Genomic DNA, 24,549 nt, shown 5'->3' on the forward strand with positions numbered 1-24,549 from the left:
CTTGCGGGCTGATTTTTATGCTTTAATGTTATAAGAAAAGATTGGCGGTTTCAATTAGCTATTTAGGCTAATTTTTAGTATGCTAGCCCCAATTTTATTTTTGATGAGAAATCCTTTTGAGCAAAAGAAGATTAACCCAAAACCAGCAACGCCGTATTCAATCCAACCACCATAAAAGAATCTCGAAAAAAGAGGTGGAATGGCAAGATGAAATGTTAGGCGAAGTGCAGCAAGGAGTGGTGGTCACCCGTCACGCTAAACATGCTGATGTAGAAACCGAACAAGGTGAGATTTATCGCTGTAACTTACGTCGTACTCTGAAAAATGTGGTGGTTGGCGATCAGGTTTCTTGGAGACTTGGTAATGAACAACTACAAGGCATTAGCGGGGTGATTGAAGCGATTTACCCGCGCAAAAACGAACTCAGCCGTCCCGATTTCTACGATGGCATCAAAGTAATGGCATCTAACATCAACCAGATTATTATTGTCTCTGCCGTCTTGCCAACGCTCTCGCTCAACATTATCGATCGCTATTTGGTCATTTGTGAAGCGGCAAATATTCCTGCGTTAATCGTGCTCAATAAGGTTGATCTACTCTCTGAAGAAGAGCGACAAGCGGTCAAAAAACAGTTAGCCATTTACGAAAAAATTGGCTATGAAACCTTGATGCTTTCAGCCGACACAGGCGAAAATATGGAAGCTCTGCACGCTTATTTACGCCAAGGCACTTCTATTTTCGTGGGGCAATCGGGCGTAGGTAAATCAAGCCTCATCAACCAACTTTTGCCAGAGATCAATGCTTTAACAGGTGCTGTCAGCGATGTTTCAGGCTTGGGGCAACACACCACCACCGCTTCACGCTTGTATCATCTGCCACTTGGTGGGAATTTGATTGACTCACCAGGGATTCGCGAATTTGGGCTTTGGCATTTAGAGCCGAACCAAATTACTGACGGCTACCGCGAGTTTCAAAGCGTACTCGGTACCTGCAAATTCCGAGACTGCAAACACGGCAGTGATCCAGGTTGTGCCATTCGAGAGGCAGTCGAAAAAGGCGAGATCGATCCTATCCGTTTTGAAAATTATCACCGCTTGATCGAAAGCAGAAACGAAAGCAAAAGCCAACGCCATTTTAGAACAGAAAATTTATAGAAAATGACAGAATTTGTATATCCCAACGCCAAGCTCATCGCAGGTGTGGACGAAGTAGGCAGAGGCCCGTTAGTCGGGGCAGTTGTGACCGCTGCGGTAATTTTAGACCCTAATAACCCGATTGAAGGCTTGGCAGATTCGAAAAAATTAAGCGAGAAGAAACGCCTCACCCTTGCTGAAGAGATTAAAGCGAAAGCACTATGCTGGTCACTCGGACGAGCTGAACCCAAAGAAATTGATGAACTTAATATTCTGCACGCAACGATGCTTGCAATGCAACGTGCTGTAGATGGCTTAAGCATTCAGCCTGATTTTGTGCTTGTCGATGGCAACCGCGTGCCAGCAAGTCTTTCTATTCCCGCACAAGCGGTCGTAAAAGGCGATAGTTTGGTAAAAGAGATTAGTGCAGCCTCGATTTTAGCAAAAGTCGCCCGCGATCAAGAGATGGACGAACTAGACCAACAATTCCCCGAATACGGTTTTGCCAAACACAAAGGCTACCCAACCAAACTGCATTTTGAAAAACTTGCCGAACTTGGTGCAACCCAATATCATCGCAAAAGTTTTGCACCAGTGGCAAAAGCATTAAATTTAAAATAAGAGGAACTAACAATGACTACAGAAAAAACCTACGAAGAAACCATCTTCAGCAAAATCATTCGCAAAGAAATCCCTGCGAATATCGTTTACCAAGATGAATTAGTGACCGCTTTCCGCGATATCGCACCACAAGCGGCAACACACATCTTAATCATCCCAAACAAATTCATCCCAACGCTTAACCACGTAACCGCAGAAGATGAGCTTGTGCTAGGTCGTTTAATTACTGTGGCGTCAAAACTTGCTAAAGAAGAAGGCATTGCCGAAGATGGCTACCGTTTAATTATGAACTGCAACGCCCACGGTGGGCAAGAAGTCTTCCATATCCATATGCACTTAGTCGGTGGCGAGCCATTAGGCAAAATGTTGAGTAAATAAAATGCGTAAATTTTTATCTTTAGCCATTTTTTCTCTCTTTTTGACCGCTTGTGGTAGTAATCCACAAAGCTACATCACGCCAAAATCAAGCCCAATTGTGAACATTGATTCAAGCTTAAATGCAACTTTGGACGTGAAGGCAAAATCAGACTATTTAACGATTAAAAACCTAAGCGAACAAGCGGTTAATTTTGCTTATAAATTGTTTTGGTATGACGGCAAAGGGGTAACTCAAGCCGCAGAACTCTCGCCACAAACTTGGCAGCCCGTTACTTTACGAACAAAAGAAACGATGAAAATTGAGTTGGAAAAGCCAACAGAAGAGAGTGAAAATTATCGGGTTTATTTAAAACCGTAGATATAAAGGCATAATAGACATATAGAATAAAAACGGCACTTTCGTGCCGTTTTGCTTATCTATTTACAACTCTCAACAAATCAATCTACTACCGCTCAATTATTTTTCTTATTTCCATTCCACCATAGCTTCAACAAAATTCAATAATTTCGCCCGATCTTTCGTATTTAGTTGTGTAAGTAATTCGTCAAATTGGCGAGATTTCAACGCCAACTTAAAAACAAAGTTAAATTTAGCTAAAACTGGCTTTTCGGTAAAACAAAATCGTTGAATTGGTTTGGGTATCGAGTCTACGTCAGCACCTGATTAAATGTACGTTTTATGACTTGACATTGTAGTTACTACAGACTTTATGATTCTTGCAAAGTAAATCAAATAGTTAAGAAAATAAAATGAAAGAAGTTTCTATAGTAAAAAATGATACTCCTAAAGAATATCAGCAACATGCATCTTGCCCTCATAGTCAAATCTCTAAAAATAAAATGGTATTAGGCATTAGTTTTGCAATTATTACCTTTTATATGGTTGTTGAATTTCTAGGGGGATATTGGTTTAACAGCCTTACTTTGATGGCTGATGCTGGGCATATGGCAAATGATAGTTTATCTATTTTTTTAGCATGGATTGGGTTATTTTTAAGTCTAAGATGGCAAAAATGGTTCGCTTTAATCAATGGAATTTCATTAGTTTGGGTCTCTATTTGGATTTTCATCGAGGCTATAACACGTTGGCAGGCTCCGATAGAAATAGCCGCTTTGCCAATGTTAGGTGTAGCTTTACTAGGGTGTGGGATTAATTTGTTGGTAGCTTTTATAATGCTAAAAAGTAATCGCCATAATTTGAATATTCGTGCAGCATATTTGCATGTTTTAGTAGATTTATTTGGTTCGGTTGTTGCTATTATTGCAGGAATAAGTGCTTATTGGTTAAATTGGCAATGGGTTGATGTAGTCGCTAGTGGTATTTTAAGTCTTTTTGTCTTATACAGCGGTATTTCCACAGTTTCTAGAGCTGTTAAATCCTTGTATGATAGTAATACAAATTTCTTATTAGATGATCATTCTCATTAAAGTAAAAAATTGCTTGAGGAAATAATGAAAATTAACGAATTAAGTAAATCTACGCATACTAATATTGAAACTATCCGCTACTATGAAAAGCAAGGAGTATTACAGCCACCTAAGCGATTGGCTAATGGTTATCGATATTATGATGAAGAAAGTGTAGAACAATTAAAATTTATCAAAAAATGTCGAACGTTGGGTTTCTCTTTAGAGAATATTAAGGCACTCAATCGTATTAAATTTAGTATGAAAGATCATTATCAAGCAGATCAATTAGTACTTAATCAACTTATTCAAGTGGAAAATAAAATATCTCAATTATTAGAAATTAAAGATTTTTTACAGTCAATTGTTACCGAAAGTGAACATAATGAAGAGGAATGTAAAGCAATAGAAGGATTGAAAAGCGAATGCAATTTGTAAAAATACTCAGAAATTTGACCGCTCTTTAGGAAGAAAAAATGCCGCCTAAATTTTTATATTCAGGCGGCATTTTATTTTTCTAATTATTATTTAGATAAATCAATTTGATACACGGCAAAACCGATTTCGTCAGTACCCACCTGTTTCATCGGATATTGTGCTTTTTCAGCGATAAATTTCGCCGCTTGTTCGCTTGGCGATGTTTCAAAACGGACATCTAATTTATCGTTACCTGTGATAGGCACAAAACGCCAGTTTTTATCCGCATTTGGATTGACTGAACCCTCTTTCTCACTGGTTGCTTTAATATAATCAGCCAAAATTTGACGGCTTTCATCAGGCGAAGCATAAACAATATGTTTATCACCAGTACCTGGGAATTTATTGCCGTAAGCACGATAGTTATTCGTTGCAATCAAAAATTCTGCTTTTGGATCAACTGGTTTACCTTGATAGGTTAAATTTACTACGCGATGTGATTCTGGATTGATCAATTTACATTCACCATCATAACGTGCAGGTTTGGTTAGATCGTATTCATAATTGACACCATCAATCACATCAAAGTTATAAGTGCGGAACCCTTCCCAATCAATTAATGATTGAGGTTTATCACTTGTAGGGTCAATTTGTTTAAACATACCAGCACTACATTCTAACCATTCTTTTAATTGTTCGCCTGTCGCTTTAACAACCACTAGCGTATTTGGATAAAGGTATAAGTCTGCCGCATTACGGAAAGTTAATTCACCTTTGTTCACTTCGGTATAGCCTGTTGGGTCATTTTTACGACCACCCGCTTTAAATGGAGCACCTGCACTTAAAATAGGCAAACCAGTCATTTCTGCCACACTTGGTGCCACTTTTTCAACGTATGCTTTTTGTGCTTGGTTTACAATTTGAATGGTTGGATCATCTTGTACTAATGCAAGGTAACTATACATATTGTCTGTAGCTTTGCCGATAGGTTGAGACACAAATTTACGTGTTGCTTCGTGAACTGGTGCTAAAAGAGCGGTGATTTCTGGGTCATTTTTTGCGAGTGCTTTTTTGGTTTCTACATCATAAATTGGACGAAGCACCGCTTTGCCTGAAGTCACAATCCATTTACCTTTGTGTTCTGTTAAACCTAAATCTACCACACTGATATTATTTGCCCAATAGCCAGCCATACTTTCTGGTACGCCTTTTACGGTACCATTTACGATGTCTGTATTTGGTGATTTCGCAAATTCTTTATTTGGGAATAAACGGTGTGAGTGACCAAAAATAACCGCATCAATATGTGGAACATCCGCTAAATAGAATGCAGAGTTTTCAGCACCTTCTTTGTATGGTTCATCAGACGGGCCAGTGTGAGCTAATGCAACGATAATATCTGCCCCTTTTTTCTTCATTTCAGGGACATATTTTTGTGCTGTTTTTACAATATCACGGGTTTCCACTTTACCTTGAAGGTTCGCTTTATCCCAAACTATAATTTGTGGCGGTACAAAACCAATATAACCTATTTTTAATTTATGTGTTTTGCCATTATTATCCACCACAGATTTTTCTTGAATGACATAAGGTGTGAAATAAGGTTCTTCAGTTCCGACTTTTACTACGTTGGCATTTACAATTGGGAATTTAGCTTGTTTGATACAGTCAGCTAAATAATCTAAACCATAGTTAAATTCGTGGTTACCTAATGTACCCACTTCATAATTCATCGCATTTAAACAATCGACCGCAGGGTTAGATTTGCCTTCTTTATAGCCTTGTGCAGCTTGATAGTCTGCAATTGGATTACCTTGAATTAGGTCACCGTTATCTACTAATACGCTATTTTTTACTTCAGCACGTGCTTGGCGAATAAGGCTTGCCGCACGAGTAAACCCGAATTTATCGGTTGGTGCATCTTTATAATAGTCAAAATCAGTTAAGAAACTATGAATATCTGTTGTTGCCACAATGCGTAGATCAATATCGCTCTTTCCTTTTGCCATCGCAAAACGGTTTACACTTAATGCAAGAAGACTGGTCGCACCAATTTGAATAAAATTACGTCTGTTCATCATAAAAACTCCACAAAAATTTTGAAAAAGTAGGCGGATAGAAATCCGCCCACATAAATATGTTTATCCTATTTTAAGATCATTCAACACTATTTTAATAGCTTGAGTTAATTAAAACTTCTTCGCCATAACCGCCTAAAGTTGGCATTGGCTGGTAAGTTGAGTTTGCCGCACGCATTAGACGAATACCACGAATACCCGCTTCTTTCGCGGCTAAAATATCATCATCGCTGTCGCCATAGTGGATAGTCACTTTATGGGCAATAATACCAGGGGTTTTATTATATTTTGTCGTACGTTCACGACCGCCCATAAATTCCACTGGATGCATATTTTTAATATCAAATGCTTTTTGTAATACAGGGGTTACGCCATCGGTTTTACCTGCTGTACGACCCGTAATAAAGTAAATTTGGTCGCCACGCTCTTGGTGCATTTTGATTAAATCGGCACCAATTTGTTTTGGAATTGAGTAATTATCACACCCTGCATTTACTTCATTCCAGAAGTCTTGATTTTTTAAGTAATCTTGTTTGCCTGGTGAGTATTTTTGCTGACCGTAGTAGAAGCAAGGGCTACTAAATAACACGGTATCGTCAATGTCAAAGCTCACATTAATCGGTGCTTTGCCCTCTAATTCTTTTTTAATTTGATCAACTGAAATCCAGTGAATGGGTTGTTCAACCAACATTTCACGGGCGTTAGTGCCTGATTGAGTGTAAGGCTCAGTTTTAGACGCAAATGCTGGCATCATTAAACTACCGATAACGACTGCTAATGAGAGTTTAGTTAATTTGTTCATAAAGAATCCTCTTTTTTATGATTGAAATAAGCGGTCAATTCCGTGAAAAGTTTCACAAAAATTGACTGCTTGATGGGTTTTAGTGTCTTACACGTACTTTATAATTTACCTTATTATTTTTAATAAGTTGTAAATTTACTGCACGTATTGGTTTTACTACCTGTCTTACTTTTTCAGGAATTTTTGCTTCAACTTGTTTTTTTATCGCTGTAGTAGCTTCCGCTTTAAAATGTATTTGGCGACTATGATGATTTTTCATCTCAGTACGAGATTTCACACCTTTGACTACAACTGTATCCTGTGTTGCATTCATGCCAGCATTAGTTGCTGTTTGCTGATGTTTAGCGTTAACCTCTAATTTTGCATCCGCTTTCACACCTGCAATGGAACCGTTATTCCAGTCATTTTTTGCTGCTTCTGCCCACTTATCTGTAGTTGGTACAGCAAGTTTACCACTACCATTCGCAGCAAGGCTTACACTTACTTCATTGACTTTATTGGCTAATTGCTCACTGTGAGAGTCGCCTGAAATCGTACCGCTTGCCTGGTTAGCATTGACAGAGCCACCGATAAATTTCGCATCACCACCAGCATTGATTTTAGCTGTATCGGTGTTGAGAGTGGTTTCGGTATATGTTTCATTACGCACCACATTCACAGCAAGATGGCCGCTACCTGAAGACGGAGCCCATTTTTGTTCAGCCACGCCACCACCTAGTTTTAAGCCTACTGAAACATCAGTTTTGTTCACGCTATCTGTTGCTGCCGTTAACGCTAAATTGCCTTTGCCTGCATTAAGATTGAGCTGTTCAGAGGTTGAGGTCACGCCTTTTAAATTCACTCCGTTTTGAGCTTGAATGCTCACATTTTTACCGTTTACTGCCACGCCTGTGTGCGTTTGGCTGTTTTCAGTGTTTACGCCTACATTTGTATTAAAGCCTGCATTTGCTACTTTAGCTCCAATATTCACGCCTGTTGCGACAGAGGCTGCCACATTTTGAACGTGATTATTGCCCGCTGTAATGTTCACACGTTTGCCAGAAAGTTGAGCATTTTCAACCGCTTGCACGTTTGTGCCTTGCAAATTCAATACGCCTTGTGTTTGCACATTTACGTTTTTACCCGCAATGGTGTTCGTCACCGCTTGGCTTTGGTTGCCGTTTTTACCATTTGCAGAAAGGCTTAAATCAATAGATGGAACTGCTGCACCTGCTGATGGCACAACCATTGCACCAACACCTACTTTCGCTTCAAAACCACCACCTGATTGGGTTTTACTGCTTGTTGCTTGGCTGAATTGAGCACTTTGAGCTTGAATATTCACATTTTCACTTGCGTTAATATTTGCTTGACTATTAAATTTGCCTGTGTGAATGTTCACGTTTTTCGCATTAATTGAGCCTTGCACAGCATTGCTTTCTTGGCTAGCAGATTGATTGTAATTTGCTCCTACTTTTGCTGCAACGTTAAAGCGTTGGAAGTCGGTAGTATCGGCTGAAACGCCTAAACTCGCCCCAGCCGAAAGGCTGTTTTTCTCAACACGATTTGCAACTGCTACAAATTGATGGCTGCTTGAATTAAATTGTGCCGTTTCTCCTGCGCTGTATTGGGTAGCATTATCTTGAATGTGGTTTGCATTCACGCTGATATTTTTGCCTGCTTGTAACTGCGTTGCGGTATGCGTTATGCTTGATACGGTTTCACGTCCACCTTTTGCAGCAAGTTCTGCTTCCACGCTGAAAGCTTTGGATTTATCAATGCTCGCAGACACGGTGAGATCAACATTCACATTATTGCCAAAGCTATTTGTACTATTTTTCGCAGTAGTGTGGAGTACCTCTTTCGCATTTTCTTGAATATTTCCGCCTGCTTGCACTTGGCTGCCTTGATGCTCAATGCGATTTGCATTAAGTTTTACATCATTTGCCGCTGAAAGTTTGCTTACTTGGGCTTTGTTTTCCACGCTTGAATTCAAGGAATGAGCTACGCCAACACCTAAAGTGGCACTTAATTTGTTCTCGGTTACGGTGCCGCTCAAACCAATATTCACTTCGTTTTTCACGCTGTTGTTAATGCTTTGATTTTGGGCCGCTTGTGTCGTGATTTTATCCGCGTTAATGACTAAATTACCGTGAGTTGCCGCCACTTCACTACCTGAAACAGTCACAGTTTTTGCATTCAATGCTACATCATTACCTTTTACGCTTGAACCTGTATGCGTTGTTGTGTGACTATTTTGGCTGTTATTGTAAACGTTCAAGCCCAAGTGGAATTTACCTTCTGCATTTACAGCATCTGCTTTTTTCTCTTTGCTGATTTCAACATCCGCATCCACGCTTGGCTTACCTTTGTTATTATCAAGGTTGAGATTTGCGGTTAAATGCCCGTGTTGGAATGATGTTTTGAGGCTGTCGAAACCGCCCGCGAAACTAAAACCAGCCTTGCTTGATTCCGTACGAACATGGTTAGTTGCACCTTTCACTTCAATACCACTTTTTGCTGCAATATCGAGCAACCCTGCAGATTGCACGGTTGAGCCCACAATGCTCACGTTTTTGTTGGTAGAAAGTTGGAGATTTGATTCTGATTTTAAAGTTGAACCTTTTGCAGTAGAGGTATGTGTATAGCTACTTTGGCGAGCCTTGGTAATATCAAAAATAGTACCTTGACGAGCGTAATCAACTGCAGTGGTTTTCGCTTGAGTGCTATCAATAACTAATGCACCTGCATTGCCTTTTACCACACCATTACCGCCCGTTACGACACGGCTGCCTGAAATATGCACGCCACGGCTTGCATCTAAAGTCGTATCGCCTTTCACGGTAATATCTGCCCCGTGAACAGTTTCTGCACTTCTACCTGTACCAACGGTTTTAGAGCCTGCTAAACCACCCCAGAAACGCATATCATCGCTGAGGTTATAACTTTCGCTAGATCTTTCTGAGCCGAATGAAAGCGAACCGCTATTTTTCGCGAGCAATGTACCATCTACATTTGCCACGACGCCGTTTAAATACAGGTCGCCGTTACCGCCTAAAATAAGATCTTGTTCGGTCGTTAATTCTGTTGCAGTGTAGTGCTGCACGCTACTATCTTGGCTACTTAAACCTGTTTTTAAACGTGCAGTTTCATTTTTAAATTCAGCACGAGCCGTTTGAGTGGTAGTGGCTTTTGCACCACGTAAATTCACGCCTTGTTCGCCATAAATAGCGGTCGTTTTTGCGGAAACTTTTGCACCTTCTGTGGTCACTTTACCTTTGGTTGCTTCAATGTTTACACTATCGCCTGCAATCGTAGTGCGGTGTGTGGTTTCAACACGATTGCTCTCTTGTTCATTGCGATACCAACTGCCTTTGCTTTGGTTTTTGCTGTGTTCACGTAAATTTACGGTTTTTTCTGCCCCTAAGTGTACATTGCCACCGAGAATATTGCTATTTTTGGCTTGAATATCTGCTCCTGAAATGTTCAATTTACCACCGACATTCACGTTAAATTGATCAGTTTGCACACGGGTTGCTTGGTAGGTTTCGCTTGAGCCACTTTGATGATCGCGAGACTGTACGCCATTTTGATGCGTAATTTTTGCTTTACCACGATCTGTATGACGACTAATTCTACCGTTTAAGTTTGCATTGCCTGCGGTAATATCCACTTCTTTTGCTTGTAAATTAGCCGCTTGAGCGGCGATAGTCGCACGATCATCGGTTGAATGAATACGAATTCTGCCTGCTTGAATACTACCCACGACTTTGCCATCTAGCACTTGACCTTTACGCTCTGTAGTCGTGATTTTAAGCGTGCCATTATCTTCACGTGCAATTTTATTTTTTCCCGTAATCACATTCACCCCTTCGCGGGTGGTAATTTGACCGCCAACGGTCACTTGCGGGGCGATTAAATCAATGTCGCCAGAACTGGTAATTTTGCCGCTGGTGCTTAACGCGTTATCGCCTGTTGCATCATAGCCTTTAAGTTTACCCTCTGCGACTTGTGGCTTACCTACCACAAGCGAAGCACGAGGCGTATTAATAAAACCACCTCCTTCCACGCTAATGCCGTTCGGGTTAGCTAATACATAATCGGCTTTTTCACCAAAGATTTCTTGCTGACCAGCAATTTTAGAAGAATTGCGACTCACCACTTCATTGAGAATCACTTTTGCGGATTGGGTTTTGAGATTTGGGTTGACGTTCAGATCGCCTGCAAGTTGAGATTTACCATTTTGGCGAGCATTGTTTAGCACAGCACCAGATTTATCTACGTTAAACTTATCATATCGGTTATGCGATAACCCTGCGGCACTTGGATTGGCGATATTGATAATTTCAATGCCTTGTTTTTTGCTAATTTGTGTGTTGGCATCTGCCGCACTAATTTCTGCAAAAGCAGATTGCCCCGCAATGCTGAATGCAATGGCGAGCGAAATTTTGCTTAAAGAGTAAGTTTTAGACATTTTGTACCTCGTAAAATGGAACATAACTAAATAAGAAATGCTCGTATTAAAACAAAAATGGATAGGTTAGACCAGTCATTTATGGAGTAAAAATGTGATCTGCTTCACAAAAAAATAATTTATTGAGTAAAAAATCAAGTGTGAATTAGTGTAATAAGCTTAGAATTTATAGCTGATGCTTCCCAACACTAATCGCTCTTGTTTGACACCATCAGTTTTCGAAAACAATCGCCCCATTGCCCATTCAAGGTTAGCTTGAAAGGTTTTCTGCTCCCAATTCAACCCAACGGCATAAGCAAAGGCTTGTTCTCGCTGAGCATTCGCTTGTGTTGATTTTTGTACGCCAAAATCAATGCCAACGTAAGGCAAAAATGTACCAAGTTCGGTTGCTTTTACCCACGCAATATCGTTGTGTAAAACAATATTTTTCTCTGCCGACAAACTTAAATCATTCAAGCCACGTACGCGATAACGCCCCGTCAAATCTTCCTGTTTAATCGAAGGCAAATAATCGTGGCTATATTGTGCTGTAAGCTGGTGAGAATGGCGGAAAAGTTGCTCTCCAATTGATTGATAGCGGTTAAATTTCAGCTCAAAATTCCAACGGCTAAAAAGATCTTCTGGCTGATTTTTGCCTTTGTTTCGCCCTTGTTCATAGCGGAAATCTGTAGCAAAGGTAGCATTTTCAAACAGCTGCAAATGATTTAGCCCAATAGAAATGCTCGTTAATTTAGGACTTTGAAGATCTAAAACCACATCATCTAGTCGGTTTTTGCTGTTAATTTTCTCGATCTGCGTTGAAAATGTTGAAATATGGTTAGAACCACGATGGAAAACATAATCTGCGGTTAATCCCGTTTGGAGAGTTTGCCCTTTTTGTTGCAGGCTTAATGTCTGAAGTGAGAGCGGCGTTTTAAATTGGGAAATAGAAGCAAAGCCACTGAATGTCCAATAGCCATAAGGTAAGGAATAATAGAGCAATGCCGAGCGGCTAAATTGATGACGAGATTTTAGTGTATGCGAACCGCTTAGATAAAGCGTATCTGATAAGCCAAAAGGGTTGCTAATGCTAACAGAAGAACGCACCTGCCAACGATCGTAGGTTCTTGACGCGTAATTATCCAATCCAATTGAACCATTGAAACGAGAAGTCGGTTCGTTCGTAAATTTCAGTTTAATTTCGCCATTTTTAGCTGGTAAAACATCAACAGAAACGCTGTTTCCCGTGATACGATTCGCTTGATCAAGTGCTTGGTCAAGATCTTGCACTTTTAGTGGTTTACCTATCGCATTTGGCAAAATTTGGCTTAAATTAAACCGCTTGTTATCGCTTTCTATAGCAGCAATTTTGCCCTCAAATACGTGCAGGGTTAAAATGCCTGATTGATCGTCTTCAAACTGAAAAGGGTTGTGAATGTAGCCTTTTCTCACATAGGCTTGAGTAAGTTGTTGACTCAGCTGATTAAGACGAGCTTCATTCAAACATTCGCCCGATTTAGGCACAAAAGGCATTGGATCAATAAGCGTTATTCCTTTAAATTTCACACCTTGATAATCTAAACAAATTTGCGAGAAATCGCCATTTTCAACCGCTTGAGAAGTAGAGTGGAATTGATGTTGTTCTAGCCAACGTTGTTGATTTTGGCTTTGTAGATCAGCGAATTGCTGTTTAGATTGTTGGAGCGATTGGGTGATATCATCAGCCCAAACATTTGATGAAAAAAGAGTAAGAAGAAAGGGAAAAGCAAATTTATTCATAGCAGCGATGAAATAAAAAATAAGCGGTCAATTCTTCGCAAAATTTTGCAAAAAATTGACCGCTTGAAAAAAGATTAATCGTCTAAGAAACTACGTAGCGTTTCTGAACGACTTGGATGGCGTAGTTTACGCAACGCTTTTGCTTCGATCTGACGAATACGCTCACGGGTGACATCAAATTGTTTACCCACCTCTTCCAGCGTGTGGTCGGTATTCATATCAATACCAAAACGCATACGCAACACTTTCGCTTCACGTGGGGTTAAGCCTTCCAATACTTCATTGGTTGCAATACGTAAACTTTCTGCCGTTGCGGAATCTAAAGGCAATTCAAGGCTTTCGTCTTGAATGAAATCACCTAAATGCGAATCGTCGTCATCACCGATTGGCGTTTCCATTGAGATTGGCTCTTTAGCAATTTTCAACACCTTACGGATTTTATCCTCAGGCATATTCATACGCTCAGCAAGTTCTTCTGGTGTCGCTTCACGCCCCATTTCTTGTAAGCATTGGCGAGAGATACGATTCAGTTTGTTGATCGTTTCAATCATATGCACAGGAATACGAATCGTACGTGCTTGGTCTGCGATTGAACGAGTAATCGCCTGACGAATCCACCAAGTTGCATAGGTTGAGAACTTATAACCACGGCGATATTCAAATTTATCTACCGCTTTCATCAAACCGATGTTCCCTTCTTGGATTAAATCTAAGAATTGTAAACCACGGTTGGTATATTTTTTCGCAATTGAGATCACCAAACGTAAGTTTGCTTCAACCATCTCTTTTTTCGCGCGGCGAGCTTTTAACTCCCCGTTGGCAATACGACCACCAATTTCACGAATTTGGGTAATGGTTAAGCCAGAGTTTTGTTCTAAATTCTGCAAGTTTGTGATATTTACACGGATCTTCTCAACATAATTCGCTAATTTCGGTACGCCACCGCGTTTTGCATTGATGGCTTTTTCCATCCACGCTTCACTGGTTTCATTACCTTGGAAGTTTTTAAGGAAGTCCGCTTTCTTCATTCCCGCATATTCCACCGCATAGCGTTGGATTTGCCGTTCTTCCGAACGCACTTGTTTCATCAATTTTTGCATTGTTTCTACAAGTAGGTCGAATTGTTTCGGCACCAAACGGAATTCACGGAAAATATCAGATAATGCATTGATTTGCTCGCGCGCTTTTGCGTGTGTACGACCATGTTTACGAATAGCTAATAACGCGTTTTCGTACTGTTCTTTAAGCGCAGTAAATTTTTCACGTGCAAGCTCTGGATCGATTGAATTATCATCGCCAGAATCTGCATTACCGCTGTCGCCATCTTCCTCTTCTTCCTCATCTTCAACATCGTCCACATCGGCGTGTTCATTATCATCAAGATGAATAGAATCATCATCGGCAACAGGGTTCTCTTCTTGTGCATTTGGATCAACGAAAGCCGTAATCAAATCTACTAGACGCATATTGCCTGCTTCCACTTCTGCATAGCAACTTAATACGCCTTCAAGTGCTTCTGGATACTCTGCCACTGCACATTGAACTTCATTAATACCTTCTTCAATGCGTTTTGAAATTTGAATTTCATCTTCGCGGGTTAGAAGTTCAACCGTCCCCATTTCACGCATATACATACGCACAGGATCAGTGGTTCTACCGAGTTCTGATTCTACGGTAGAAAGCACTTTGGTCGCTTCTTCCACCACATCTTCATCGGTAATATTTTCGGCAAGCATTAATTCATCAGTATCAGGTGCCGTTTCTAAAACTTGGATCCCCATATCGGTGATCATTTGAATAATATCTTCGATTTGCTCTGCATCAACCAATTCTTCAGGCAGATGGTCATGCACCTCAGACAGAATTAAATACCCCTGTTCACGACCTTGAGCAATCAGAAGTTCGATTCGAGATTGTTGTTCTAATTGTTGATCTACGTGTTGTTCCATAATGATTTCCGTTTTTCGAGCAGGCAAAAATAGTGGTGGATTATACCATTTTTTTGAGCTATTTTGTCAAAATAGGGCAGTTATATTGGATTTTTGTTATGATTTTCAAGTAAAAATCCATTAAATATTTTTTAACTTATCCGAATATAAAATTAAACAAAGTGCAATCACCATCAGCAAAATTGCCCCTGCAAAGAGAATCGTACTGGTTGCACTTTCGTGATCCACAATAATTAAGCGTACCATTGCGGTAATTCCCGTATAAATAAAATAACGTAACGGAAAATGGTAGCCACTACGGAAATATTGAGAAATCAGTCCTAAAAAACCAAAATAGAGGAAAAAGTTCAAAATTTGCTCAGCTAAAGTATTGGTCACAATAGTATCTGGACTAAGCACCATCAAAAACAAACTATAACTGATTTTGGCTAAAGCAATAACCAATACAACAGTTAAGCTAAGTACAAAGCCAATTAAAATGGTTTTAAGCAATTTGGGCATTACACCTGAAAGATGTGTGGCGAGGTTGTGTGTGGTCATAGAATAATAAAAACTTACGAAACTTTATGTTTACCTTTCACAAAATAGCAGTCAGATTTGACCGCTATTTTTTAAAAATATAAATAAATGAATTTACTTCACAAAACCCACCAATTTATACACTTCATCAAGTGTTACTTTCGCTTTTGCACGAGCTTTTTCTGCCCCTTCGCGATAGATTTTTTCAAGCAATGCTTCATCTTGGCGGAAGTGATTGTAGCGTTCTTGCAAGCCTTTAAGCAATTCAGACACTTGCGTTGCGACTTCGGTTTTTAAGTGTCCGTACATTTTGCCTTCAAACTCGGCCTCCAATTCAGCAATGGTTTTGCCTGTAACTGCTGAGAGAATATCTAATAAGTTAGACACACCCGCTTTGTTTTTCTGATCATATTTCACCACAGGTGGTTCATCACCATCGGTCATTGCACGTTTGATTTTTTTCTCCACCGATTTCGGATCTTCTAAAAGAGTAATCACATTGTTACGGTTGTCATCTGATTTCGACATTTTCTTGGTCGGTTCTAATAACGACATTACACGCGCCCCCGCTTTCGGAATAAAGACTTCAGGCACGGCAAACACAGGCTCAATCACATTCCCTTCCGCATCTTTTTTACCATAAAGTGCATTAAAGCGGTTGGCAATATCGCGAGTGATTTCAAGGTGTTGCTTTTGGTCATCACCCACTGGCACTTGGTTGGCTTGATAAAGCAAAATATCCGCCGCCATTAACACGGGGTAAGTGAATAAGCCAACGTTCACGTTCTCTTCATAACGAGCTGACTTGTCTTTAAATTGAGTCATTCGGCTCATTTCACCAAAGTAGGTATAGCAGTTTAACACCCACGCAAGTTGCGTATGTTCTGGCACATGAGATTGAATGAAAATGGTGCTTTTTTCAGGATCGATACCGCTCGCTAAATAAAGAGCAAGCACATCTAAAGAAGCTTTACGTAACGCTTCTGGGTCTTGGCGCACAGTGATTGCATGTAAATCCACGATACAGAAAAAGCATTCGTGATCGTCTTGCATTTTCACAAAGTTGCGTAACGCACCGAGGTAGTTACCGATAGTTAATTCGCCCGATGGCTGAATCCCACTAAATACAATAGGTTTGCTCATTTTTTATTCTCTTTAATACAAAGTTAAAAACGCTGTTATCTTAACTTTTCCCATCATTTTTGTAAAATACCAATCGTTTTTAACCACGTGTAACGAAAATAAAGAATTTACCACCAAAGTCATTGATTTTTTGTTACAATTGTGCCCATTTATATAGCCATAAATTTGAAAATAGAGAAAAAGAATGAACACCAGCACGTTTAACCGTTCTTGGGCAAAAGTGATTTTAAATGCCGTGAACCGCTACGGAGTGAAACATTTTTGTATTGCTCCAGGTTCACGCTCCACCCCGCTTACATTGGAAGCATTGCAACTACAACAAGAAAAACTCGCACAATGCCACAGTCATTTTGACGAACGCGGCTTGGGCTTTTTCGCGTTAGGGATTGCGAAAGCCACCAACGCTCCTGTTGCTGTGATCGTCACCTCTGGCACTGCGGTTGCTAATCTTTATCCTGCCATCATTGAGGCAAGCTTAACGCACCACAAATTGATCGTGCTGACTGCAGATCGCCCAACCGAATTTATTGGCTGTGGAGTGAATCAAGCGATTGAACAGCAAGGTATTTTTGCAAATTATCCGATTGCAAGTATCAATCTGCCAAAAGCGACTGATAGTTACTCTCCAACTTGGTTAGTTTCAACAATTGAGCAAGCCTGCAATAAACAGCAACAAGAAGGTGGCGTTATTCATATCAATGCTCCGTTTTCTGAGCCTTTGTATGAAGCGGATGAAGCAGCAATAGCGAATAATCCGTGGCTTAGCCCAATTCAAAGTTGGTTGAATAATCCACAAGCGAAATGGCTCGATCATCAGCAAATTCAAGCGGAAGTGTCCATGCATGCAAACTGGGATTACTGGCGAACCAAACGCGGGGTGATCGTGGTAGGACAATTGCCTGTAGAGCAAGGCATTGGAATTAAAACGTGGGCGGAAACGCTGGGCTGGTGTTTGATTACCGATATTCAATCTTGCGTGGATGCCAGCCTGCCTTACGCAGATATTTGGCTCTCCAACAAAACCGTGCACGACCTTTTATTACAAGCAGACATCGTGATCCAATTCGGTTCTCGCATTGTGAGCAAACGCGTAAACCAATTCCTTGAAGCGTTCAAAGGTGAGTTCTGGCAAGTTGATGAGCATCAAGACAATATCAACCCGTTCTCACATCATCAAACCCGTTTTGTGGCTAAAGCTCATCACTTCTTGCGTGTGCATCCGCCACTTCGCCAAAAACCATGGCGATTGGAACCGCTTGCGTTGTCTCAATTTTGTACCGATTTTATTGAAAAACAGATCGGCGGTGGCTTAAATGAAGCATCATTAGCACATAATTTACAAGATGTGTTGGTGCCAAAAGGCAACCTTTTCTTAGGCAATAGTTTATTTGTGCGTTTAGTTGATGCGTTATGCAAGCTCCCCGAAGGCTACCCAGTTTATACTAACCGTGGAGCAAGTGGCATTGATGGCTTAATTGCTACTTTTGCAGGTATTGCGAAAGGCAGTGAGCAACCGACGGTCGGCGTAATTGGCGATATTTCCGCCTTGCACGATTTGAACTCAATTGCCTTGCTTTCGCAAATTAACCAACCGACTTTATTGTTTGTCATCAACAACAGCGGCGGTGCGATTTTCGATATGCTGCCTGTGGATAGCAAAGCAAAAGCACAATTCTACCGCTTGTCGCACAACCTTGAATTCGGACAAATCGCAACAATGTTCGGCATTGAATACATCCGCCCATTCACTTGGGCAGATTTGAAAACCAAACTCAAATTGGCTTATAACCGTCGTGCCGTAACTTTGGTGGAAATCAAGGTCAATGACCAAGACGGAAGCAATTTGTACAAGTCGCTTATCAAACAAATTTCACAAGCGGAAATTGCCTAATGTTAGCGGCAACTTGGCATTCAAACAGAAACAACGGGCAAGCAACGCCCGTTGTTTTTTTACACGGCTTACTCGGTTCGCAAGAGGATTGGCAAGGTGTGCTTGCTCTTTTGCAAAATTTCCCTCAATTTCAACCGCTTACCATTGACCTTCCTTTTCATGGTAAAAGCGAGAAGATCACTTGCCAAGATTTTGCTGATCTCAGAACTCAACTCCACCAAACGCTCACCACTTTATTGGGCGATACGCCCTTCTTTCTTGTAGGATATTCTTTAGGTGGACGGGTTGCATTGGATTACACCTTTCACGCCCAAAATCCACATTTACTCGGCACGATTTTAGAAGGCACAAATATCGGCTTAAAAACCGAAGCAGAATGCCAAGATCGCTGGCAAAATGATCAATGCTGGGCAGATCGTTTCCGCACTGAGCCGATCACGCAAGTATTAAACGATTGGTATCAACAGCCTATTTTCGCTCATCTGGATGCTTGCAAGCGGTCAATTTTAATCGAAAAACGGCAACGTAATTCAGGCAAGAATATCGCCCAAATGTTGGAAAGTACAAGCCTTGCCAAACAGCAAAATTACGCAGATTTACTCAAAATGCGTGAAAAAAATATCACATTCTTTATTGGCGAAAAGGATCAAAAATTCCGCCAACTCGCGGAGAAAAACCAGCTTCCACATAGGTTTATTGCCAACGCAGGGCACAATAGCCATGCGGAAAATGCGGAAGGGTTTGTTCAAAGAATGGTAGAAGCAATAGCTAATATATAGCAATGAAACTTTCTAATACTTAAGAATGAAAAGAAATTTCACCGCTTGCCTACCTTTATCTACCCATCTTTCGCCTATTCCGCTATAATTCCGACAATTTTCCCGTTATCTTCCCTTTATCGGAAGCTAATTTTCAAAAGGACATAATTATGATGCGTACAAACTATTGTGGCGAATTAAACCGTAGCCACGTTGGACAAAATGTAACTTTAAGTGGCTGGGTACACCGTGTGCGTAACCTTGGTCGTTTTATCTTTATGCAAATCCGCGACCGTGAAGGCGTGGTGCAAGTGTTCTTCGATGAGAAAGATGAAACATTATTTAAAGTGGCATCAAGCCTGCGTGCAGAAGCGTGCGTGCAAATTCAAGGTGAAGTGATTGCACGTGATGAATCGCAAATCAATAAGGATATGGCAACGGGCGAAATCGAAGTGTTAGTGAAAAATGTGTTGGTTTATAACAATGCTGATGTGCTGCCTCTCGACTTCAACCAAAACAACACCGAAGAGCAACGCTTAAAATATCGCTACTTAGATTTACGCCGTCCTGAAATGGCGGAAAAACTTAAAACTCGTGCGAAAATTACCAGCTTTGTACGTCGCTTTATGGATGAACACGGTTTCTTAGACATCGAAACTCCAATGCTTACCAAAGCAACGCCAGAAGGGGCTCGTGACTATTTAGTGCCAAGCCGTGTGCATAAAGGCAAATTCTATGCGTTGCCGCAATCTCCACAGCTTTTCAAACAGTTGCTGATGATGTCAGGCTTCGACCGTTACTATCAAATCGTGAAATGCTTCCGCGATGAAGATTTGCGTGCCGACCGCCAACCTGAATTTACCCAAATCGATGTGGAAACCTCATTCTTAACTGCAGAAGAAGTGCGTGCCATTATGGAAGAGATGATCCACGGTTTATGGTTAGATCGCTTAAATGTGGATTTAGGCAAATTCCCAATGATGACGTGGCATGAAGCAATGAATCGCTTTGGTTCAGACAAGCCAGATTTGCGTAACCTGTTAGAATTAGTTGATGTCGCAGATATTTTAAAAGATGTTGAATTCAAAGTATTCCACGAGCCAGCGAACTCACCAGATGGTCGTGTAACGGTGTTACGCGTGCCAAACGGAGCAACTTTAACCCGTAAACAAATTGATGAATACACGCAATTTGTCGGCATTTATGGTGCGAAAGGCTTAGCGTGGGCGAAAATTAACGATGTGAACGCAGGCTTAGAAGGCGTGCAAAGCCCTGTGGCAAAATTCTTAAATGAAGAAGTCATCAAAGCGTTAATTGCCCGCACCAACGCTCAAACGGGCGATATTTTATTCTTCGGTGCAGACAAATGGCAGGTGGTAACCGACTCAATGGGTGCATTACGCTTAAAAGTGGGTCGTGACTTAAACTTAACTGATTTAAGTGCATGGAAACCGTTATGGGTTATCGACTTCCCAATGTTTGAACGTGATGAAGAGGGCGGCCTTTCAGCAATGCACCACCCATTCACTTCACCAAAAGGCTTAACTCCTGAAGAATTAGCAGCAAATCCTGTGAATGCAGTAGCGAACGCTTACGATATGGTAATCAACGGCTATGAAGTAGGCGGTGGTTCAGTACGTATTTTTGACCCGAAAATGCAGCAAACCGTGTTCAACATTTTAGGTATTAACGAACAAGAACAACAAGAAAAATTCGGTTTCTTGCTCGATGCATTAAAATTCGGCACACCACCACACGCAGGTTTAGCATTCGGTTTAGACCGCTTGACAATGCTTATCACTGGTACAGAAAACATCCGTGATGTGATTGCCTTCCCGAAAACCACCGCAGCAGCATGTTTAATGACAGAAGCCCCAAGCTATGCAAATCCACAAGCGTTGGAAGAATTAGCTATTGCGGTGAAAGCGGTAGAAAAAGCGGAATAATTTGCGAATTGAAAACAAACAATGCGATCAGAAATGATCGCATTTTTATTTATACAACCGCCCGCTGAATCTCCACCTCCGCAATCGAAATGACCACAGTAGGGAAAAGAAAAATCGTATCATAGCAAAGAAAGTTACCATCACCGCCAAGTTGCCGGATAAAATCACTGGTGCTATAGTACAGGCACAACGCTTATTTGGCGATCCTGATTATATGCTACACATCGTCACAGAAAACCTTAACCCCCTCCATAAACTCTACTACAAACGGCTTGTTGCCTTACCACACGTTTTGCGATTAAATTCGACTTTGGTGATGAAGGAAATTGTGAAGAAAGGATTGCCGATTAAAGGCTAAGGTTGCTATTTCTAGTAGATTAATTTCCATGGCTTTGCTTATAAATCATGCTCGCGCCTTGCCACACGCCGTGATCAAAGCAATAAGTATATTTCATTGGAATACGAAAGTGCGGTCGATTTTTAAAAAGATTTTGCAAAAGCGGATGTTTAAGCAATTCCGCTTGCTCGTTGTAACTTTGTTGGTCGCTGATTTCAATCAACACGTTGGGTTCAGCTCGTAACACTTTTTCAAGAGAAAAATTTTGTGCCGTAAGCGGTGTTTTTAGCGGGCTTAAGCCTAGCAAGTTAAGTAAAGTAGGGTACTGTGGCGTATAAGTTTCTACAATGCCCGTATCTGAAAGTATCAATGTGTCGGTGAGTGATAGATTGAGGCGAGAATCTTGTAATTTAAGTTTATCGATTAAAGCGTTCGCATGCGTTTCGTTATCCGTGAGTTTGCCCAAGTGCAATATTAGCCCAAATAATTCTTCTGCCGTTTGTGGCGTGTCATTAATTGGCTCAATTTTTGCCCCGAGTTTTTTTAAATCTGCTACAAGTTGTGGATAAAAGGTTTCATTGATCAGAAACGTTTTATCGAGATAGGGCAATAATGCAGTGAGTTGTGGCTCAAGTGTTGGCTTATTCACATTGAGTTTATCCAACATCATCAAGGGATTTTTAGAATAAGGCGACTGTGCAGCAATTTGCTCAGGACGCGCAATTTCCGACAAAAGACGATCGCTACAAAGCGTGAGCGAGACAAATTGCTCCGACGCATGCGAAGTCAAGGGCAAGAAAAGTGCGGTTAAAATCAAACGAGTTTTTTGCATATAGATAATGATACGCTACGCCATCAATAATGTAAAAAGGCGTGCTAAGCACGCCCTTATAGGTGGATAATAATTAGAACGATCCTTTCAACCCAACGTAAACGTTGCGACCGTCTTGGCCGTAGCCTACAATATTTTCGTATTTTTTGTTGAATACGTTGTTAAGATTGGCATAAATCGTCAAGCTATCCGCCACTTTGTAGTTTACGCCTAAGTTTGCCAAGGTGTAGGATGGCATTTTGAAATCGCCGGAATCAAGGCGTTTACCTACATAAGAAACATTCACATCAGAACCTAATTTTTCCGTGATTTGATAAGTTAAACCAAGGTTTCCTGTGTGTTTTGGGCGACGAACATAATTTAAACCATATTTATCATTTTCAGATTTAATATAGGTGTAAGTATAGTTCGCGTAACCTGATAGAGACTCAGAAAATTTGCCATTATAAGATATTTCGACACCTTTAATTTTAGTTTTTCCATCACGATTGACAGAACGATAAAGCGTGTAAGTATTATTTAAAGGTATTGCATCAAGAAAATTATCTACATTACGAGCAAAAAGTGTAGTATCAAGACTATGACGTTTATCATTGCTTTCTACTAATAATCCTAATTCACCGCCTAAGCTTTTTTCTGGTTTTAAATTTGGGTTTGCAGCCCAACTGGTAGAATTACCCCATCCATAAACATCAATAAATGTTGGATTGTGGATTGCTTTACCAATACTTACGTGTGCTTTTAAATTTTGTGATAAACGATAAGCTCCAGCAAGGCGAGCCGTGAATGCATTTTCAAATAAGCTGTTATCTGTATAACGACCGCTGACAGAAAGACTGTGGTCGGCTTCGGTAAATAAACGGTACTCTGCGGCAACACTTTTCTCTGTTAATTTTTTCTCAGCAAAATTGTAAGCAGAAGCAATATATTTCGTATTTTGATAATCCGCTAATACGCTGAAGGCTTGTTTTATTTCGCCTTCTCGGTCAAAGTTAATGTCTAATTGATAGTTAGTATTGAGTTTTTTGCTATCATATTCCGTTTTGCCCACGGAAGGGGATGGGTAAGAATTATATTGTGTAGTGTTATTATCAGTTTTAATATGACTAATAGTCGCTTTATGTACAAACAACTCATCTGCACTACCTAGGTAACCACTTAATTTATATCTGGTTTCACGAATGCGAGTATTATCATCAAATTTTAATTCATCTACTGCACTATTATCAAAATGTAAGGTTTGAGAAGAGTGAGAAACAAGGAAGTCTACTCCTTTTTTGCTATCATCAAAACCTAAGCGAATTGAGGTATTATCTTTGTGAAAACCGTCTTTTTCGTTTGCTGGCACGTTAGTGGATTTTGCACCTGAGATACTTGTGTAATTAAATACATTTTTACTACGGGCAGATATACCAGTCGTACGGTGGCTATCTCCGTGAAGAGCATAATAGAAACCATTTTGCTGACCAGATACAGTGACAGACCCATCTCGTGTACGGTGAGAGCCTGTACCAAAGTCAAAATCTACGTTAAATGGTTTGTCTTTGTATAATCCACTTTTTGTGGTGATATAAACTACACCACCCATAGCATCACTGCCCCAGAGTGCAGATTGTTCGCCACGTAACACTTCGATTTGTTCAATGTTGCTTAATGGTAAACCACCAAAATTAAAATTAGTATCAACAGGATTGACTCGAATGCCATCGATAATCACAGCTGTATGTTTTGAGTTTGCACCTCGTAAGAAAAGGCTTGTTGCTGCACCACGCCCTCCACTGATTCCCATTGCCACACCTGGCACAGTTTTCAATACATCACTCACATAAGTCGCATTACGCTGTGCAAAATCTTTTTCTGTTAATACGGTGACTGATGATGCAGTTTGATCTTGGTTTACAGGCGTGGCGTAAGCCGAATACACATTGATCGGTTCAAGCTCGGTTTTGGTTTCAGCTTGTACAAAAGCAGATGCACTCAATAAAAGTGCGGCAGTAATTAAGTTAGTTTTCATTAAGTTGGTTCCTCTTTTTAAAAAGTGCGCTATTTTGGCACAATAGACATTCATTTCCTAGTTGAGAATTTTCATTTACTTTAAAAATTCTGTTCATTTTGTAAAAAAATTCG

General features: G+C 40.5%; 19 protein-coding genes. 10 read left to right on the forward strand and 9 right to left on the reverse strand.

The genetic code is table 11. The annotated features are described in order from the left end of the window. Positions 1–116 precede the first annotated feature (116 nt). The 6 genes from rsgA (at position 117) to B0184_RS08040 (ending at position 3,977) form a co-directional block, all read left to right on the forward strand. Positions 117–1,154: a small ribosomal subunit biogenesis GTPase RsgA gene (gene rsgA, locus B0184_RS08015; RefSeq protein ID WP_005709727.1), complete on the forward strand. Its 1,038-nt coding sequence runs from the start codon at positions 117–119 to the stop codon at positions 1,152–1,154. Positions 1,155–1,157: 3 nt separating this feature from the next. Continuing rightward, positions 1,158–1,754 (forward strand): ribonuclease HII, encoded by a 597-nt coding sequence (rnhB, locus tag B0184_RS08020; protein ID WP_005709723.1) that lies wholly within the window; start codon positions 1,158–1,160, stop codon positions 1,752–1,754. 12 nt (positions 1,755–1,766) lie between these two features. Beyond that, positions 1,767–2,132, forward strand: a complete 366-nt coding sequence (hinT, locus tag B0184_RS08025; protein ID WP_005709740.1) for a purine nucleoside phosphoramidase — start codon at positions 1,767–1,769, stop codon at positions 2,130–2,132. A gap of 1 nt (position 2,133) precedes the next feature. Then, on the forward strand, positions 2,134–2,490 hold the full coding sequence (locus B0184_RS08030) for a YcfL family putative periplasmic lipoprotein (RefSeq protein ID WP_005709756.1): 357 nt from the start codon (positions 2,134–2,136) through the stop codon (positions 2,488–2,490). 392 nt (positions 2,491–2,882) lie between these two features. Further along, positions 2,883–3,560, forward strand: coding sequence for a cation diffusion facilitator family transporter (locus B0184_RS08035; protein ID WP_005709763.1), 678 nt, complete (start codon positions 2,883–2,885; stop codon positions 3,558–3,560). 24 nt (positions 3,561–3,584) lie between these two features. Further along, the gene (locus B0184_RS08040) at positions 3,585–3,977 is read left to right on the forward strand and encodes a MerR family transcriptional regulator (protein WP_005709773.1); all 393 of its coding nucleotides are present in this window, start codon (positions 3,585–3,587) and stop codon (positions 3,975–3,977) included. Positions 3,978–4,063: 86 nt separating this feature from the next. Here B0184_RS08040 and cpdB read toward each other — a convergent pair whose 3' ends face one another. The 7 genes from cpdB to trpS all read right to left on the reverse strand — a co-directional run bounded on the left by cpdB (position 4,064) and on the right by trpS (position 16,658). Then, positions 4,064–6,037 carry a 2',3'-cyclic-nucleotide 2'-phosphodiesterase gene (gene cpdB / locus B0184_RS08045; protein WP_005709770.1) on the reverse strand — a complete coding sequence of 658 codons (1,974 nt, stop codon included), beginning with the start codon at positions 6,035–6,037 and terminating at the stop codon, positions 4,064–4,066. A 91-nt stretch (positions 6,038–6,128) separates the two neighbouring features. After that, entirely contained in the window at positions 6,129–6,836 is a 708-nt protein-coding gene (gene aphA / locus B0184_RS08050; protein WP_005709754.1) for an acid phosphatase AphA, read from the reverse strand. 79 nt (positions 6,837–6,915) lie between these two features. Then, the gene (locus B0184_RS08055) at positions 6,916–11,289 is read right to left on the reverse strand and encodes a two-partner secretion domain-containing protein (protein WP_005709729.1); all 4,374 of its coding nucleotides are present in this window, start codon (positions 11,287–11,289) and stop codon (positions 6,916–6,918) included. A 159-nt stretch (positions 11,290–11,448) separates the two neighbouring features. Beyond that, complete coding sequence (locus B0184_RS08060; protein ID WP_005709744.1) at positions 11,449–13,047, reverse strand: ShlB/FhaC/HecB family hemolysin secretion/activation protein; 1,599 nt, start codon at positions 13,045–13,047, stop codon at positions 11,449–11,451. A gap of 74 nt (positions 13,048–13,121) precedes the next feature. Further along, positions 13,122–14,996 carry an RNA polymerase sigma factor RpoD gene (gene rpoD, locus B0184_RS08065; RefSeq protein ID WP_005709715.1) on the reverse strand — a complete coding sequence of 625 codons (1,875 nt, stop codon included), beginning with the start codon at positions 14,994–14,996 and terminating at the stop codon, positions 13,122–13,124. A gap of 120 nt (positions 14,997–15,116) precedes the next feature. Then, positions 15,117–15,497, reverse strand: coding sequence for a phosphate-starvation-inducible protein PsiE (psiE, locus tag B0184_RS08070; protein ID WP_039851615.1), 381 nt, complete (start codon positions 15,495–15,497; stop codon positions 15,117–15,119). Positions 15,498–15,629: 132 nt separating this feature from the next. Next, positions 15,630–16,658, reverse strand: coding sequence for a tryptophan--tRNA ligase (gene trpS / locus B0184_RS08075; protein ID WP_005709761.1), 1,029 nt, complete (start codon positions 16,656–16,658; stop codon positions 15,630–15,632). A gap of 184 nt (positions 16,659–16,842) precedes the next feature. On the opposite strand from trpS, the gene menD reads away from it, so the two are divergent. The 4 genes from menD to B0184_RS08095 all read left to right on the forward strand — a co-directional run bounded on the left by menD (position 16,843) and on the right by B0184_RS08095 (position 21,611). Next, positions 16,843–18,549: a 2-succinyl-5-enolpyruvyl-6-hydroxy-3-cyclohexene-1-carboxylic-acid synthase gene (gene menD / locus B0184_RS08080; RefSeq protein ID WP_005709758.1), complete on the forward strand. Its 1,707-nt coding sequence runs from the start codon at positions 16,843–16,845 to the stop codon at positions 18,547–18,549. Further along, positions 18,549–19,328 (forward strand): 2-succinyl-6-hydroxy-2,4-cyclohexadiene-1-carboxylate synthase, encoded by a 780-nt coding sequence (gene menH, locus B0184_RS08085; protein WP_005709731.1) that lies wholly within the window; start codon positions 18,549–18,551, stop codon positions 19,326–19,328. Before menD ends, menH begins: the two co-directional genes overlap by 1 nt. Before the next feature lie 149 nt (positions 19,329–19,477). Next, positions 19,478–21,253 carry an aspartate--tRNA ligase gene (aspS, locus tag B0184_RS08090; RefSeq protein ID WP_005709790.1) on the forward strand — a complete coding sequence of 592 codons (1,776 nt, stop codon included), beginning with the start codon at positions 19,478–19,480 and terminating at the stop codon, positions 21,251–21,253. Between the two features lie 151 nt (positions 21,254–21,404). Continuing rightward, the gene (locus B0184_RS08095; protein ID WP_005709805.1) at positions 21,405–21,611 is read left to right on the forward strand and encodes an Lrp/AsnC ligand binding domain-containing protein; all 207 of its coding nucleotides are present in this window, start codon (positions 21,405–21,407) and stop codon (positions 21,609–21,611) included. Between the two features lie 19 nt (positions 21,612–21,630). Here B0184_RS08095 and B0184_RS08100 read toward each other — a convergent pair whose 3' ends face one another. Beyond that, a complete protein-coding gene (locus tag B0184_RS08100) occupies positions 21,631–22,422 on the reverse strand; it encodes a substrate-binding domain-containing protein (RefSeq protein ID WP_005709781.1) in 792 nt (263 codons plus the stop codon). Positions 22,423–22,495: 73 nt separating this feature from the next. Continuing rightward, positions 22,496–24,436, reverse strand: a complete 1,941-nt coding sequence (locus B0184_RS08105) for a TonB-dependent receptor plug domain-containing protein (protein ID WP_005709795.1) — start codon at positions 24,434–24,436, stop codon at positions 22,496–22,498. Between the last annotated feature and the right edge of the window lie 113 nt (positions 24,437–24,549).

The organism is Haemophilus paraphrohaemolyticus (assembly GCF_002015045.1).
GTDB lineage: Bacteria > Pseudomonadota > Gammaproteobacteria > Enterobacterales > Pasteurellaceae > Haemophilus_A > Haemophilus_A paraphrohaemolyticus.